The sequence below is a fragment of the Planotetraspora sp. A-T 1434 genome (assembly GCF_025420585.1).
Lineage (GTDB): Bacteria > Actinomycetota > Actinomycetes > Streptosporangiales > Streptosporangiaceae > JAOEGB01.
On record NZ_JAOEGB010000020.1, the window covers coordinates 125,570 to 139,577 of the forward strand.

Genomic DNA, 14,008 nt, shown 5'->3' on the forward strand with positions numbered 1-14,008 from the left:
CGGTGAGAGTGCCACCGACTGGCCTGATTACCCCCGGAGGGCGAGCTTGAGATCGTCCCGCAGTGTCGCGGCGTCGCGGAAGTGGATCCCGGCCATGCCCGCCGCCTCGGCGCCCGCGATGTTCTCCAGGCGGTCGTCGATGAAGACGATGTCCCCGGGTGGCACGCCGAGTCCCTCCGCGACCCGGCGGTAGATTTCCAGGTCCGGCTTCACCAGGCCCATGCGGCCGCTGTAGAAGCGCGGGCTGATGGGGGCCATGAACGGCAGCTCGTCGAGCCCGTCCGCGATGCAGACGGGCGCGTTCGACAGCAGCGCCACTGGCACGTCGTCGGCGGCCAGCTCATCGACGATCGCGACGGTCTCCTCGTTGGGCCGCGACCAGCTCGCGACGTCCATGGCGATCACCCGGTCGAGCTCCGCGCCGCCGAGCGGCCTGCCGTACACGCGGGACCAGTACGCCTCAGGGTCCAGCGTGTCCCGGTCGAAATCGAGGCGCAGGTCCCAGTACCGCTCCTCGAAGCCGGGAACGCCTTGCGCCATCCGCGCCACGTCGGCTGCGTCCTGCGCGAGTGAGATGACATTGCCGTAGTCGAAGAGAACATGTTTCCTCATCGAATGATCATAACGTTCAGGTGACATACGGCCTGAGGTAGTCGTTGGCCGTCCCGCAGCCCAGGTAGTTGCGGACCGTGTGGAAGTCGAGCCAGTCGATGTTGCAGGCGACGTCACGCTCGACACCGTCGAAGCGGTCGCGCAGGGCGGGCGGAATGGCCGCGATGTCGTCCTTGTCGGCGATGTTGATCCAGCGGGCGACGCCCGGCGGCCGGGCGCCCCGCCCGTGCGCCGGGATGGGGCTGAGCCGTTCGAATACGACGTTCTTCATACCCAGCGGGCTGCCGAGCGTGATGAGCAGTTCGGTGGACAGGTCCGGATGCGCCCAGAACGCCTCGTAGGTCACCACACTGCCCAGCGAATGGGCGACGACCACGCGAGGCTGACGCCTGCGGATCACGTCCGCCACGGCGTCGCGCGCGCGGATCCTCGGGTCGCCTCCGCCGAGGTAGGCCGCGACCTCGGGGCAGAAGTCCTGGGCGAACTTCACGGCGCCCGGGCCGAGCCTGGCCAGCAGCCACTCCGCGAGCCGGTGCGCGACGCCGGTGAGCGACTCCCCTGCGGCGCTCGGGACGCGCCCGTCGAGCTGCGCCGCCCAGTCGGCGAACACGAGCTTCGCCGGAGGGTCCATCTGCCGGGGCGGCTTCGGCGGCCCCTTGTGCAGGTGGTGGGCGTAGTAGGCGATCTCGGAGAAGTACCGCTGGCCCGCGTAGGGGGCTCCTCCGCTGAGACCCTTGTGCAGGTAGCCGTTCCACTTGGCCAGCATGGCCTCCGCGGCTCCGCCCGGGGACCCGCCCGCCTCCTCGTAGTAGTGATACTTGCCGATGCCGTGGACCCCGACGATCGTGGTCATGGTCGAGCCGCCGCCTCCGCTCCGTGTGACCCCCGCTGCCGCCCCCGGAGACACTGTGCAGGAGCCGGTGGATCGTTACAAGGCGAAGTCTGATTTGCGGGGATAAACCAGTTGTTGGGAGGTCATGCGCGATCGCTAACCTGTGACCACTCGTAGAACTTCCCGCTTGAGAGAGGCTCCCATGCCAGGCCCGTTGCACGTCCGCGGCTCGGTCGTCATCCCGGAGGCGGAGCTCGGCTGGCGTTTCTCCCGCTCGTCGGGGCCCGGCGGGCAGGGCGTGAACACGACCGACAGCCGGGTCGAGCTCAGCTTCAACCTGGAGACCACGACCGCGCTCGGGCCGGTCCTGAAGTCTCGGGCGCTCGAACGGCTCGGCCCCCGGCTCATCGACGGCGTCGTCACCATCGCCGCCTCCGAGCACCGCTCCCAGCTCCGCAACCGCGAGGCGGCGGAAGAGCGGCTGGCCGGCCTGATCCGCGAGGCCATCGCTCCCCCGCCGAAGAAGCGCCGCCCCACCAAGCCGTCGCGCGGGGCGGTCGAAAGGCGGCTGGCGGCCAAGAAGCGCCGCTCCGACGTCAAGCGCCTGCGCCGGCCGGAAGACTAGATCCTCCGGTCCTCCATCTCCCAGACGTGGTCGATGACGTGCCAGGTGATGCGGCGGGCCGCGTAGCGGGCGGGCCAGCCCCTGCCGGACGGGCCGCCGTCGGATGGCCGCCCAAGGACCTCGGCGATCTCCTCCCGCATGGCGGCGAGAGCCGCGTCGTCCTTCGGCGGCTTGTGCCGTACTCCGATCTTCCGGGCGTAGGCGCGCTCCGCCTCGATCACGTGGTTCACCATCTTGTCGCGGTCCCGGCCGCCGCCCCGGGGGCCCTTTCGCAGCTCCTCGGGGGACCCGGCCGCCACCTCGGCGAAGACGGCCCAGGAGGCGCGGAGCAGCGAGACGGCCCTGGCCGCCTCGTCCGCCCCCATCGGCTCCAGGTCAAGGTCCGGGATCGCGCTGGGCGCCCCGAAGTCGGTGGTCGCGTCGCCCTTGGTCCGCTCGACCACCATCGGATCACCCGGCTCGAACTCCAGCCCCGCGCGCTCGGCGATCACGCGATATCGCGGAAGGTAGTCCGTCAACGTGTCCAGCGCGGCCTCCTCGGACTTCCCGCTCCGGCACCAGCCGGGCCAGTCGAAGGAGCAGGCGAAGACCTTCTTGGCGCCGAGTTCGAGATACACGCGATTCATGTGGCTCAGCATCACACCCGAACCTGCCAGGACGTGACAGGTTTCAGACGAGCTCCTTTCAGACCAGTTCGATGAGGTCCGCCACCGAGGCGACCACCTGAGACGGCCGGAACGGGTAGCGGTCGATCTGGTCCTTCTGCGTCACTCCGGTGAGCACCAGGATCGTGTGCAGACCCGCCTCGATCCCGCAGACGACATCGGTGTCCATGCGGTCGCCGATCATGGCGGTGCTCTCGCTGTGCGCGTCGATCTGGTTGAGCGCGCTGCGCATCATCATCGGGTTCGGCTTGCCCACGAAGTACGGCTCGACACCGGTCGCCTTAGTGATCATCGCGGCGACGGCGCCGGTTGCCGGCAGAGCGCCCTCGTTCGAGGGTCCGATGGGGTCGGGGTTGGTCGCGATGAACCGCGCGCCGTTGTCGATCAGCCGGATCGCCCGGGTGATCGAGGTGAAGCTGTACGTCCGGGTCTCCCCCAGGACGACGTAGTCCGGATCGAGGTCGGTCAGCACATACCCGCACTCGTGCAGGACGGTCGTCAGCCCCGCCTCACCGATGACGTAGGCGGAGCCATCGGGCCGCTGGTCGGCCAGGAACTTGGCGGTGGCCAGCGCGGACGTCCAGATCGCCTCCGGCGGCACCTCCAGCCCCGCCGCGCGGAGCCGTACGGAGAGGTCTCTGGGGGTGTAGATCGAGTTGTTCGTCAGCACGAGGAACCGCTTGCCGGACTCGCGCAGCCGCCTGATGAACTCATCGGCGCCCGGCACCGGCTGCCCCTCGTGGACCAGCACGCCGTCCATGTCGGACAGCCAGGACTCGATGGGCTTTCGCTCGCTCATGTATCCAGGATGGCAGGTGTGCCCCCGTATCAGAAATAATCGGACGCGACCTCCGGTTGCCGCCAACATGAGCAAGGACAACATTCGCGGCGTCCCGCGCGGGTCCGCCGAGGTGCCGCTGTCGATCCTGGAGCTCGCGACCGTCGGGGAGGGCGGCTCACCGGCCGGATCCCTTCAGGACGCGACCGAGCTGGCCAGACGCGCCGAGGAGTGGGGCTACCACCGCATCTGGGTCGCCGAGCACCACGGCATGCCCGGCGTGGCCAGTTCGTCGCCCGCCGTGATCATCGCCCACCTCGCGGCCGCCACCGGCACGATCCGCCTCGGCTCCGGCGGCGTCATGCTGCCCAACCACGCCCCGCTGGTGATCGCCGAGCAGTTCGGCACACTGCACGCGCTGCACCCCGGGCGCATCGACCTCGGCCTGGGCCGCGCCCCGGGCACCGACATGGCGACCGCGAACGCCCTGCGCCGTTCCGCCCAGGTGGACCCCGACGAGTTCCCGCAGCAGGTGGCGGAGCTGACCGCTTTCCTCGACAACGCGTTCCCGCCGGGCCATCCCTACGCGAAGATCCTCGCCGTACCCGGCGGCTCCAGCCGCCCGCCGATCTGGCTGCTCGGCTCCAGCGGCTTCAGCGCCCAACTGGCCGGGCTGCTCGGGCTGCCGTTCGCCTTCGCTCACCACTTCAGCGCCGCCAACACCGAGCCCGCGCTCGAGCTCTACCGGTCGGCCTTCCGCCCGTCCGAGGTGCTCGCCGAGCCATACGCGCTGATCGGGGTGGCCGCGCTCGCTGCCGACACCGAGGAGGAGGCGCTGCGGCAGGCCATGCCGGGCGCGCTCTCATGGCTGCGCATGCGTTTCGGCCGGCCGGGCCCGGTCCCCACGCCGGAGGAGGCCCAGGCCTACCCCTACACGCCCGCCGAGGCCGAGTTCATCCGCGACCGCCTGTCCACCGTGGTGTACGGCGACGCGGACGGCGTCCGGACCGGGCTGGAGGAGCTGCGCAAGCGCACCGGCGCCGACGAGCTGATGATCACCACCATGGTCCACGGTGGCGCGGCCCGCCTCCGCTCCTACGAGCTCATCGCCAAGGCGTACGGCATGTCTGCGTGACCCGTCCCGAGACGGTGGCGGAGACCGGTGACGGGTCCGGCCCTGGAGTCGGTGTCACGAGGCCGGTGTCAAGAGGCCGGTGTCACGAGGCCGGTGTCACGAGGCCGGGGCGAGCCGTTCCAGGGCCTCCTCGGCGCGGCGCATCGATTCCCGGGGGTCGGCGGCGGGATCGCCGATCTCCGGGTTGAAGTTGAGGTCGTGGAACACCTCCGTGACGCCCTTGGCGGCCAGGGCCTCGACGTCCTCCCGGATTTTCTCGTAAGACCCCGCCAGCGGTCCCCCGTCGGTGGTTCCCGGTCTGGTGACTCCGCGGACCACGAAGCGGAGGCCGCTCGGGTCGCGTCCGGTTTCCCGGGCCGCCTCCTTTACGATGTAGATCTGCTCGTCGATCTTCGAGAGGTCGGCCCGGCTGGAGCTGATCCATCCGTCGGAGATCCGGCCCGCCCGCCTGAGCGCGACAGCCGCAGTCCCACCGAGCAGGATCGGCGGCGGCGTTTCCGGCCGGGGATCCTGGTGCACCGGCGGCACCTCGTAGAACTCCCCCTTGTGCTCCACCACGTCCTCGCTCCACAGACGCCGGAGCAACTGGATGTACTCCTCGGCGCGCTTGCCCCGCCGTTCCATCGTCACGCCCGTGGCGGTGAACTCCTCGGGAATCCAGCCGAGCCCCAGCCCGGCGTCGAGCCTGCCCCCCGAGACGATCTGCAGGGTGGCGAGTTGCTTGGCGAGCAGCGCCGGGGAGAAGAAGGGCAGGTTGAGCACCGCGACTCCGAGCCGGATCCGCTCGGTGACCCCGGCCAGGTAGGACAGCGTTACGACCGGGTCCTGCACGCTCCGATAGACCGGCCCCATGGGATGCCCTACCGGATAGAGCAGCCGCTGAAAGGTCCAGACCTCGGAGTAGCCCAGTTCCTCGGCCCGGCGCGCTACGCGCTTCATGTTGTCCGGCGTGGCCCACGAGCCAGATGACGGTACGGCGAAGCCAATCCTCATACCGGCACCTTATTAGTCGCTCCTCGCAGCCGGTCTTCGTAGTGGTCTCCGCAGCCTGTCTTCGGCTGTCGGCCCTCGCAAAACCCCTGCGGTTTGCTTGGCAGGGGCGTGAGTCTGCCGAGGTGGGTGAGGGTCCAGGTGCCGTCGGGGTTGCGGTGGGTGGTGTAGCGGTCGGGGTGGGCGGCTTTGTCGCGGTTGTGCCAGGTGCAGGCGGGGGCCATGTCCTCCAGGTCGGTGGCGCCGCCGTTGATCCACCCGTTGACGTGGTCGATCTCGGCCATGTCGGCGGGGATCGCGCAGCCGTCGCAGTAGCAGGTGGCGTAGCGGGCGATCAACGCCTGGCGTTGGGCGGGGGTGGCCAGCCGTACCGCGCGGCCCATGTTCAGGACCTGTCCCTTGGCGTCCACCACCATGCGCACCAGGCGGGAGGTGCGGGCCAGCCGATGCACATCGGAGATCGGCAGCAGTTGCCCGGTCGCGATCAGCAGCCCGGGAGCGGGAGGAGCCGGGAGGTGTTTGATCTTCTGTGTAAGGGGGTGGCCTGAAGGACCGATGTGACAGATGGGACATCGGTGGAAGGGACACGATCCGTGATCGAGAAGATTGAGCTGGACCCGGAGTCACAGCCGGGTTCGGCTGTCGAGGAGCAGGCAGCTGCGAAGCGGTTGGCCAAACTGGTCAGCCCGGAGGCGATTGATCGGCTGTTGGCCGATGCGGAGGCGACCGGCACCCCACTGGACGGCGTGAATGGGCTACTCCATCAGATGACCAAGGCGGTGATCGAGCGGGCCTTGGGCGTGGAGATGGCCGATCACCTGGGCTATGAGAAGGGTGATCCGGCCGGCAACGGGTCGGGCAACTCACGTAACGGGCACTACGGCAAGACGGTGACCACCACGTCAGGGCCGGTGCGAATCGAGGTACCCCGCGATCGCAACGGCACCTTCGAGCCCAAGATCGTGCCCAAGCGGACCCGGCGGCTGGGGTCGGTCGACGACATGATCCTTTCGCTGTATGCGCGAGGCATGACCACCCGCGACATCAAAGACCACCTGGCCGAGGTGTATGGCGCCGATGTCTCCCCGGCACTGATCAGCCAGGTCACCGACGTGGTGACCGAAGAGATCACCGAATGGCAGACCCGCCCGGTGGACGCGGACCCGCGGACGAACTGCCGGTATGCCTTCCAGCCGCCCGGCGCGTGCTGCCAGGTGTCGCCACACGCATCCTCGGCGGAGCGCTGCGGCGGGACGTAAGCAGGGTCCAGGACAGTGCCCTTGAGGACGTCGGGCAGCTTGCGCTTGGCGGCACGCGCCGTATGAGAGGAGCCAAAGACATCGATCGGCCACTCGACCATCGAAAGGCACCTCCCCCTGGGCTCCCACGGATCTCAAGAACTGCCCTCACGCTATCCAGGACCTACGACAAACCAGAGCTTGATCCACTACAAACCCGCAGGTCAGAGAGCCGGGGAAAAGATCTACCAAACGGCCACCGGTGCCGTCCGCCAGATGCGCGCGAAATCTCCCCCGGGACAAGGTCCCGTCTCGGCGGGCGAGACTCGGCCGTCGCTGCTGGAGGAGTCTCGCCTACGGCTGAACACCGTCGGCGTCGAGGTCCAGGTAAGCCGGGCATCTTGGTGACCGCCATCCGCTCGGCCGCATGGCTCGGCCGCATGGCTCGATCGCCTGTCTGTCCGCATAATGCGTGGGCGATCTCGGGCCCGATCAGTGCCCGCCGTACGAACCCTGGGTCTGCACGTTGAGCCGGTCGAGGTGGACCTTCCGCGCGTTGTTCGTGCGCGGATCGTTGATCTTGATGATGTCGAGTCCCTTGTGGAAGTCGCTCGCGTAGATGTAGCCGTTGTAGTAGTAGGCCGACCAGAAGCCGCCGAAGCCCTCGGGGGCCGGGCCGCGCTCGAAGTAGCCGATCTCACTCGGGTGGGCGGAGTCGGTGAAGTCCCAGATCGAGGCGCCCCCCTGGTACCACGCCTGAACCATGATGTCGCGGCCCTTGACGGGGACGAGGGAGCCGTTGTGCGCGACGCAATTCTCCGAGTCGGCCTGGTAGCGCGGGATCTTGAAGTAGCTCTTGAAGACAAGCCGGCCGTCGGCGATGTCGTAGATGGCGTCCGCGCCCCGGGTCGGCCCGGTGGCCTCGTTACAGGTCGCCTCGCCGCCACCGCCCAGTTCGTCGGTGAACACCACCTTTGTGCCCTCGTTGTTGAAGGTCGCGGAGTGCCAGAACGCGAAGTTCGGGTCGGTGGTCCGCACGGTGACCTTCGGGTTCTCCGGGTCCCTGATGTCGAACAGCACGCCGTCGCCCATGCAGGCGCCGGCCGCGATGCCCTTCTCGGGGTACGCGGTGATGTCGTGGCAGCCGCTTGTCGGGAGCAGCAGGCCCGGCTGGGTCTCGTTGCCGCCCTCGGGGAACACCACCGGCGTGTTCACCACGGCCGCCGAGGTGGGGTCACCGAGCGGCACCTTGACAATCGAGATCTTGTCGTGCGGCGGCTGGCAGTCGGGGTAGTTTGCCGCGGGGAGGTAAGAGGAGACGTACAGGTAGACATTGTGCCGCCGCCTGTCCGGCACAAGCGTGTGCGTGTGCGAACCGCAGTTGGTCTCGACCGACTTGATGTACTTCGGGCTCGCCTTGTCGCTGATGTCGAAGATCCGGATGCCCTCCCACGACTGCTTGACCGACGCGGGCTGGGCGACGCTGGAGCAGGAGTCGTCGCTTCGCGAGGAGTCCACGGAGGCGAACAGCAGGTTGCCGTACACCGACATGTCCATCTGGGACCCCGGGCAGACGACCGAGCTGACGACGGCCGCCTTCTTCGGGTTCCTGATGTCGTAGATCGAGAAGCCGCCGTAGTTGCCGACGAAGGCGTAGTCGCCCTGGAAGGCGATGTCGGTGTTGATGGTGGCCGCGAGGCCGGCCGGCTTGGGGACGTTGGCCACATGGCTGACGTTCGGACTCATGACGATCTCGTCGGCGCCGGGGATGTCCGCCGCCCGGGCGGGCAGGGCCGACAGCGCCAGCACCGCCGCCACTCCTGCGACTCCTGCCACGCCTGAGAACCGGCCGGCCCGGCCGCCTCCGCGGGGGCTGGCGAAGGGGATGGAGAACACGCGGGAACCCTCCTTGGTCGTCCGCCCAGGCGAACCCATACGCGGAGATAGCCACCTAAACAGCAATCTGTCAGCCATAGTGCAGGATGTCGTTAGACAGATCAACAGATTGTGTTTACTGTGGTCAATGAGGCGAGTTAAGGGGGTTCGCGGCGATCCTCACACCGCGGCACCCGAGGAAGCACGGTCCTCAAGGAGGCACTGATCCTGAGAGCGGGAAGGGTGCGCGCCGCATTCGCCGGCGTCATTGTGATCGGTACGGCGGTGCCGGCTCTGGCGAGCTGCTCCGGCACGCCGGTGACCGCATCCGCCAAGCCCACCGCCCGGTCCATCGCCCCGGCGACTGCATCCACCCGGCCCACCGCGCCAGTGACCACATCTGCTCAGTCCACCGCGCCAGTGACCGCGTCCGCCAAGCCCACCGCCCAGTCCACCGCCCCGGTGATCGCTCCCGGTCGGCCCGGCGAGACCGCGCGGACGCTCGGCCCCTCCGAGGCCGCGACGGCCGCACCGGCCCCCTCCGCCAACGCGGCGGACGTGCGCTTCGTGCAGGACATGATCGTCCATCACCGTCAGGCACTGGAGATGAGCGCTCTCGCTCCCACGCGGGCGGCCTCGGACGAGGTCAGGCGGATGGCCGCGCGGATCGCCGGGGCCCAGGGCCCGGAAATCGCGGCGATGATCCGCTGGCTACAGCAGCAGGGACAACCGATCCCCGGCCCGCACGCGCAGCATGACGAGCAACAAGACGACATGCATCACGGCATGCCCGGCATGGCCACGCCCGAGGAGCTCGCCGCGCTGCGGGCCGCCGGCGGAGCGGGCTTCGACCGGCTCTACCTCCGTCTGATGGTCGCGCATCACATGGGCGCGATCACCATGGCCGCCGAGGAGATGGAGAAGGGGTCCCACATCACGATCCAGGAGATGGCGCAGGACATCTCCGTCTCCCAGGCCGCCGAGGTCAACCGCATGCGCCGAATCCAGGCGAGCGGCTGACCTCGTACACGGGGAACCGGGCGAACTCCTACGAGCCGGCGGCGCGGTCGCGGCGGACCGTCGCCTTCTTACCCTTGATGGTGGTCTTCCGCAGGGCCGTGATCACCTCGTGGGCGGCCGCCTCGGGGACTTCCACGAGCGAGAAGCGGTCGGCGATCTCGATCGCGCCGATCTCGCGCCCGCTGACGCGCGTCTCCCCGGCGATGGCGCCCACCAGGTCCTGCGGCCGGATCCCCGAGCTGCGGCCCGCACCGACGAAGAGGCGCGCCATGCCCCGCCCCGACGCGCGGCCGCCGCGCCTCTCCTCGCGTCCCTGAGAGGTCCCCGGCTCCCGGCGCGCCCTGGGCGCGGTCAGGGGGACGTCCGGGATCTCCTCCTCGTCGGCCGCGGCCCCGCTGGACTCGTGCGCCAGCTTCACCGCCGCGAGGGCCACCTCCATGACGTCGAACTCGTCGGTGAGCGTCTCGACGACGACCCGGAAGCGCTCCAGATCGTCCTCCAGGATGCTCTCGTGCAGGGCGGCCCGCGTCAGCTCCAGCCGCCGGGCGCGCAGGTCGGCGACCGTGGGCACCTTCTCGACCTGGATGCGGCTCCTGGTCACCCGCTCGATGGTCTTGAGCATCCGGTGCTCCCGCGGCTCGGCCAGGGTGATCGCGACGCCCTCGCGACCGGCCCGGCCCACCCGCCCGATCCGGTGCACGTACGACTCCGGCGCGGACGGGACGTCGTAGTTGATGACGTGCGTGAGCTGCTCGATGTCGAGGCCCCGCGCCGCCACGTCGGTCGCGACCAGCAGGTCGGCCGTACCGCTCCGCAGCCGTGCCATCACGCGGTCGCGCTGCTCCTGGCCCATCCCGCCGTGCAGGGCTTCGGCGCGGTATCCCCGGCCGTTGAGCGTCTCCGAGAGCGTGTCGACCTCGTCGCGCGTGCGGCAGAAGACGATCGCCGCCGTGGGCGCCTCGACGTCGAGCACACGGCCGAGCGCGGCCGGCTTGTGGGCGCGCGTGACCACATAGGCGCTCTGCCGTACGAGCGGGGCCTCTCCCGAGGTGGCGGCCTCGCGCTCGATCTTGATGCGGACGGGGTCGCTGAGGTGGCTGCGGGCCATCCCGTCGATGCGCGGCGGCATGGTCGCCGAGAACAGCACCGTCTGCCGGCTCTCCGGAGTCTCCTGCAGGATCGCCTCGATGTCGTCGGCGAAGCCCATGTCCAGCATCTCGTCGGCCTCGTCGAGGACGACCATCTGGAGACCTGCCAGGGAGAGCGCCCCGCGGCCGATGTGGTCAAGCGCGCGTCCGGGCGTCGCCACCACCACGTCCACTCCGCGCTCCAGCGCCCGCAACTGCCGCCCGATCGGCTGCCCGCCGTAGATCGGCAGCACCCGCGCGCCCATGTCGCGCCCATAGCGGTGCATGGCCTCCGACACCTGTACGGCGAGCTCGCGGGTGGGCACGAGGACCAGCGCCATCGGCTCCGTTCCCCCGCCGCCGGCGGCTATCCGCTGGAGGACCGGCAGCGCGAAGGCGGCCGTCTTCCCGGTGCCGGTAGCAGCCTGGCCCAGCAGGTCACGCCCCTCCAGCAGCGGCGGAATCGCCTCCCGCTGGATCGGGGTGGGCTCCTCATAGCCGAGCCCGGCGAGGGCTCCGAGGAGCTCCGGGCGCAGCGACAGCTCGGCGAAGCCCATCGCTTCGTCGGTCACGTTAACGACCATGTCGGGCTCCTCCTGGGGCGAACGCGCACGTGGGACACGACTCTATGATCCCGCGTGCGCGGTGTGCCCATGTCGGACGGGCCGCTCTCCGGCCACGCCACCGCGGCGTCGGGGCCACTCCGACATCGATCCACGCCCGGGCGAGGCGCCGCCCGTGAGCGTACGTCACCGCAGTTCGTCGCGGTGGTTGGAGAGGGTCCGCGCGGCCGAGAGCCGTGCCGCCCGTGTCTCGGTGACGGTGAAGTCGTCCACCACGTGCCGATTGTGCAGGAGGAACCCGATGACGCCCGCCAGCGCCTCGACGCCGCCCCCGGCGCGTGCGTGGCCGCTGAGGACGTAGACGAGCGGGGTGGACGGCTGGTCGATGGAGAAGCGGCGGCCGTGATGGTGAACGTCCTGCAGGGTCCTGATCGGGATGGGCCGGTGGGTGGTGAACCACGCGGCGACCTCCCAGAAGGGCAGGGCCGGGTCGGGATTGGCCGACTGCTCGTAACAGGCCACGCAGCCTCGGCGCGCGTCCTCCCCGTGAGGGCAGGCCCAGGCATCGGCTTCCGGCAGGTTGCGCTCAGACATGAGCCGATCATCCCTCATCATCCCGTCGGCGGGGGTACTGCCACTCAGGGCGTAGAAGGCGTCTCAGTCCGGCGGAGGAGTCGTTTCAGCCTCGTGGTGGACGGCGAGCCGGCCAGAACGGAGGACGCTGGAAGTCGAGGCCCCGCGTAGTCCAGGACCGGGGGCAGTCGGAGCAGAGCAGGGGGCGTCATGGAACACGCAGTCCGGCCGGCGCGGTGGTTGGGTGGAGCGGTCGTCGCTCTCGCCGCCGTCTTTCTGATCGCGTCGTGCTCCGCCCGGGAGCATCCCGCGGCCTCCTCCACTGTGGGCGCTGTGGCCCCAAGCGCGGCCCTCGGCGGGCACAGCGGGCACAGCGGACACAGCGGGCCGTTTACGCCGCCCCCGGCGGCCCCGCTGCGCGCCTCGGAGCGGTTCGTGACCCTGAAGCTGCCCGAGCCGTACACGCCGAAGGCCCCTTCCGGGGGAACCGACGAGTACCGCTGCTTCCTGGTCGACCCGGGCCTGACGAGCCGGGCGTTCCTCACGGGCAGCCAGTTCCTGCCGCAGAACACCGCCATCGTGCACCACGCGATCATCTTCAGGGTCGGCCCCGAGGACGCGAAGGCGGCCGGCGACCTCGACGCCCGCACGCCGGGTGAGGGATGGACCTGCTTCGGCGACGCGGGGATCGACGGCGGCACGTGGGTGGGCCACTGGGCGCCGGGCGCCAACGAGACACTGCTGACTCAGAAGGTCGGCTACCCGATGCCGGCGGGCAGCCGGCTGATCTTTCAGGTGCACTACAACCTGCTGGCCACGGGCGGAAAGCCGGGAGGCAGTGACCAGTCGGGGATCCGGCTGCGGCTCACCGACGGCAAGACCGATCTCGCCCCCCTGGTGACCGCGCAGCTGCCGGCGCCGATCGAGCTGCCCTGCACGGCCGAGGAGTCCGGCGCGCTGTGCGACCGGGAGGCCGCGATCCGGGATCTGTCCCACCGTTTCGGTGAGCAGGCCGCCCAGACCGTGAAGCAGCTGAACGGATTGTGCGACCAGGGCAAGACTCCGGTCCCCTCGGCCACGCACCACTGCGACCTGCCGGCCAAGGGAGGCGGCACGATCTACGCCGTCGCCGGGCACATGCACCTGCTCGGCCGTTCGATCAAGCTTGAGCTCAATCCGGGCACGCCAGAGGCGCGCACCCTGCTCGACATCCCCGAGTACAACTTCGACGACCAGGCCATCCACCCGCTGGCCAAGCCCGTCGTGGTCAAGGCGGGCGACACCTTCCGGGTGACCTGCACGTACGACGCCGGGCTGCGCAAGCTGCTGCCCGCGCTGCACGGCCTGCCCCCGCGCTACGTGGTGTGGGGAGAGGGGACCAGCGACGAGATGTGCCTGGGCCTCGCCGTCATGTCGCCCGCGACCGCGCCGGCGGCCTGAACGGCGTCGCCCCCGCCGCCATGGTCCACGTGGCGGCGGGGGCGACTCGATCAACGGGCAGGGCCGGCGACCGAGACCAGCGACCGAAGACGCGGCCGAAGATCAGCCTCTCGTCTCTATCCAGACGTTGACGACCGTGTGCGCGGTGATGGAGGTCCACGAGGTCTGACCGGCGGGCACCCAGGGGCCCTCGATGGGGATGTAACCCCCTTCCGGGAGGAAGTGCTTCTGCAGGACGTGGATCCGGTGCTCCCCCGTGCCGCTGGCGCAGTAGCTGGAGGCCCACCGCTCGACGGTGTTGAGCTGGTAGCTGCAGTCGGTCGGCGCGGCGAACGCGCTGGACGCGGGACCGACCACCAGCCCGGTGGTCAGCAGTGTGGTGGCGAAGGCGGCGACGACCCATTTTCTGGCGTTCATGCAGGACTCCTGTGGGGGTGCCGTCGGACACCGAGGCCGTGCCGCGGAGACGTTCGCACGCGCGCGGAGACTCGTCGTCCGTTGGGGTGGGGGGTGAGCCTGTTCCTGGAACGATCCG

General features: G+C 69.7%; 14 protein-coding genes and 1 pseudogene. 5 read left to right on the forward strand and 10 right to left on the reverse strand.

The window, feature by feature from the left end; genetic code table 11:
• Positions 1 to 27: 27 nt before the first annotated feature.
• Together N5079_RS24610 and N5079_RS24615 are read right to left on the reverse strand one after the other, a co-directional pair.
• Positions 28 to 612: an HAD-IA family hydrolase gene (locus N5079_RS24610; RefSeq protein WP_261586395.1), complete on the reverse strand. Its 585-nt coding sequence runs from the start codon at positions 610 to 612 to the stop codon at positions 28 to 30.
• A gap of 16 nt (positions 613 to 628) precedes the next feature.
• The gene (locus N5079_RS24615; protein ID WP_261586396.1) at positions 629 to 1,465 is read right to left on the reverse strand and encodes a hypothetical protein; all 837 of its coding nucleotides are present in this window, start codon (positions 1,463 to 1,465) and stop codon (positions 629 to 631) included.
• A gap of 181 nt (positions 1,466 to 1,646) precedes the next feature.
• Here N5079_RS24615 and arfB point away from each other — a divergent pair, with 181 nt between their 5' ends.
• Positions 1,647 to 2,069, forward strand: coding sequence for an alternative ribosome rescue aminoacyl-tRNA hydrolase ArfB (arfB, locus tag N5079_RS24620; RefSeq protein WP_261586397.1), 423 nt, complete (start codon positions 1,647 to 1,649; stop codon positions 2,067 to 2,069).
• Here the strand turns inward: arfB and N5079_RS24625 are convergent.
• Both N5079_RS24625 and N5079_RS24630 read right to left on the reverse strand, forming a co-directional pair.
• Positions 2,066 to 2,695, reverse strand: coding sequence for a hypothetical protein (locus N5079_RS24625; protein WP_261586398.1), 630 nt, complete (start codon positions 2,693 to 2,695; stop codon positions 2,066 to 2,068). The two genes, arfB and N5079_RS24625, sit on opposite strands and share 4 nt — an antisense overlap.
• Positions 2,696 to 2,753: 58 nt before the next feature.
• Positions 2,754 to 3,533, reverse strand: coding sequence for an HAD-IIA family hydrolase (locus N5079_RS24630; RefSeq protein ID WP_261586399.1), 780 nt, complete (start codon positions 3,531 to 3,533; stop codon positions 2,754 to 2,756).
• A 67-nt stretch (positions 3,534 to 3,600) separates the two neighbouring features.
• Between N5079_RS24630 and N5079_RS24635 the strand changes: the two genes are divergently transcribed.
• On the forward strand, positions 3,601 to 4,647 hold the full coding sequence (locus N5079_RS24635; RefSeq protein WP_261586400.1) for an LLM class flavin-dependent oxidoreductase: 1,047 nt from the start codon (positions 3,601 to 3,603) through the stop codon (positions 4,645 to 4,647).
• Positions 4,648 to 4,743: 96 nt separating this feature from the next.
• Here N5079_RS24635 and N5079_RS24640 read toward each other — a convergent pair whose 3' ends face one another.
• Together N5079_RS24640 and N5079_RS24645 are read right to left on the reverse strand one after the other, a co-directional pair.
• The gene (locus tag N5079_RS24640; protein ID WP_261586401.1) at positions 4,744 to 5,640 is read right to left on the reverse strand and encodes a TIGR03619 family F420-dependent LLM class oxidoreductase; all 897 of its coding nucleotides are present in this window, start codon (positions 5,638 to 5,640) and stop codon (positions 4,744 to 4,746) included.
• Positions 5,637 to 6,203, reverse strand: a complete 567-nt coding sequence (locus N5079_RS24645) for an HNH endonuclease signature motif containing protein (protein WP_315967882.1) — start codon at positions 6,201 to 6,203, stop codon at positions 5,637 to 5,639. Before N5079_RS24645 ends, N5079_RS24640 begins: the two co-directional genes overlap by 4 nt.
• Positions 6,204 to 6,305: 102 nt before the next feature.
• Between N5079_RS24645 and N5079_RS24650 the strand changes: the two are divergent.
• Positions 6,306 to 6,794, forward strand: a pseudogene (locus N5079_RS24650) (transposase); the annotation flags it as partial.
• Positions 6,795 to 7,367: 573 nt separating this feature from the next.
• Here the strand turns inward: N5079_RS24650 and N5079_RS24655 are convergent.
• The gene (locus tag N5079_RS24655) at positions 7,368 to 8,762 is read right to left on the reverse strand and encodes an LVIVD repeat-containing protein (RefSeq protein WP_410007826.1); all 1,395 of its coding nucleotides are present in this window, start codon (positions 8,760 to 8,762) and stop codon (positions 7,368 to 7,370) included.
• Between the two features lie 231 nt (positions 8,763 to 8,993).
• On the opposite strand from N5079_RS24655, the gene N5079_RS24660 reads away from it, so the two are divergent.
• Positions 8,994 to 9,770, forward strand: a complete 777-nt coding sequence (locus N5079_RS24660; protein ID WP_261586402.1) for a DUF305 domain-containing protein — start codon at positions 8,994 to 8,996, stop codon at positions 9,768 to 9,770.
• Positions 9,771 to 9,798: 28 nt separating this feature from the next.
• On the opposite strand, the gene N5079_RS24665 is transcribed toward N5079_RS24660, so the two are convergent.
• Both N5079_RS24665 and N5079_RS24670 read right to left on the reverse strand, forming a co-directional pair.
• Positions 9,799 to 11,481, reverse strand: coding sequence for a DEAD/DEAH box helicase (locus N5079_RS24665; protein WP_261586403.1), 1,683 nt, complete (start codon positions 11,479 to 11,481; stop codon positions 9,799 to 9,801).
• A 165-nt stretch (positions 11,482 to 11,646) separates the two neighbouring features.
• Positions 11,647 to 12,054 carry a hypothetical protein gene (locus tag N5079_RS24670; RefSeq protein WP_261586404.1) on the reverse strand — a complete coding sequence of 136 codons (408 nt, stop codon included), beginning with the start codon at positions 12,052 to 12,054 and terminating at the stop codon, positions 11,647 to 11,649.
• Between the two features lie 189 nt (positions 12,055 to 12,243).
• Between N5079_RS24670 and N5079_RS24675 the strand changes: the two genes are divergently transcribed.
• Entirely contained in the window at positions 12,244 to 13,473 is a 1,230-nt protein-coding gene (locus N5079_RS24675) for a monooxygenase (protein WP_261586405.1), read from the forward strand.
• A gap of 102 nt (positions 13,474 to 13,575) precedes the next feature.
• Here N5079_RS24675 and N5079_RS24680 read toward each other — a convergent pair whose 3' ends face one another.
• A complete protein-coding gene (locus tag N5079_RS24680; RefSeq protein ID WP_261586406.1) occupies positions 13,576 to 13,890 on the reverse strand; it encodes a hypothetical protein in 315 nt (104 codons plus the stop codon).
• Between the last annotated feature and the right edge of the window lie 118 nt (positions 13,891 to 14,008).

What these genes read in the sequence shown, in the direction of transcription:
- N5079_RS24610 (WP_261586395.1), bottom strand. Translation starts at nt 612, where the DNA reads ATGAGGAAACATGTTCTCTTCGACTACGGCAATGTCATCTCACTCGCG.
- N5079_RS24615 (WP_261586396.1), bottom strand. Translation starts at nt 1,465, where the DNA reads ATGACCACGATCGTCGGGGTCCACGGCATCGGCAAGTATCACTACTAC.
- arfB (WP_261586397.1), top strand. Translation starts at nt 1,647, where the DNA reads ATGCCAGGCCCGTTGCACGTCCGCGGCTCGGTCGTCATCCCGGAGGCG.
- N5079_RS24625 (WP_261586398.1), bottom strand. Translation starts at nt 2,695, where the DNA reads ATGAATCGCGTGTATCTCGAACTCGGCGCCAAGAAGGTCTTCGCCTGC.
- N5079_RS24630 (WP_261586399.1), bottom strand. Translation starts at nt 3,533, where the DNA reads ATGAGCGAGCGAAAGCCCATCGAGTCCTGGCTGTCCGACATGGACGGC.
- N5079_RS24635 (WP_261586400.1), top strand. Translation starts at nt 3,601, where the DNA reads ATGAGCAAGGACAACATTCGCGGCGTCCCGCGCGGGTCCGCCGAGGTG.
- N5079_RS24640 (WP_261586401.1), bottom strand. Translation starts at nt 5,640, where the DNA reads ATGAGGATTGGCTTCGCCGTACCGTCATCTGGCTCGTGGGCCACGCCG.
- N5079_RS24665 (WP_261586403.1), bottom strand. Translation starts at nt 11,481, where the DNA reads ATGGTCGTTAACGTGACCGACGAAGCGATGGGCTTCGCCGAGCTGTCG.
- N5079_RS24670 (WP_261586404.1), bottom strand. Translation starts at nt 12,054, where the DNA reads ATGTCTGAGCGCAACCTGCCGGAAGCCGATGCCTGGGCCTGCCCTCAC.
- N5079_RS24675 (WP_261586405.1), top strand. Translation starts at nt 12,244, where the DNA reads ATGGAACACGCAGTCCGGCCGGCGCGGTGGTTGGGTGGAGCGGTCGTC.
- N5079_RS24680 (WP_261586406.1), bottom strand. Translation starts at nt 13,890, where the DNA reads ATGAACGCCAGAAAATGGGTCGTCGCCGCCTTCGCCACCACACTGCTG.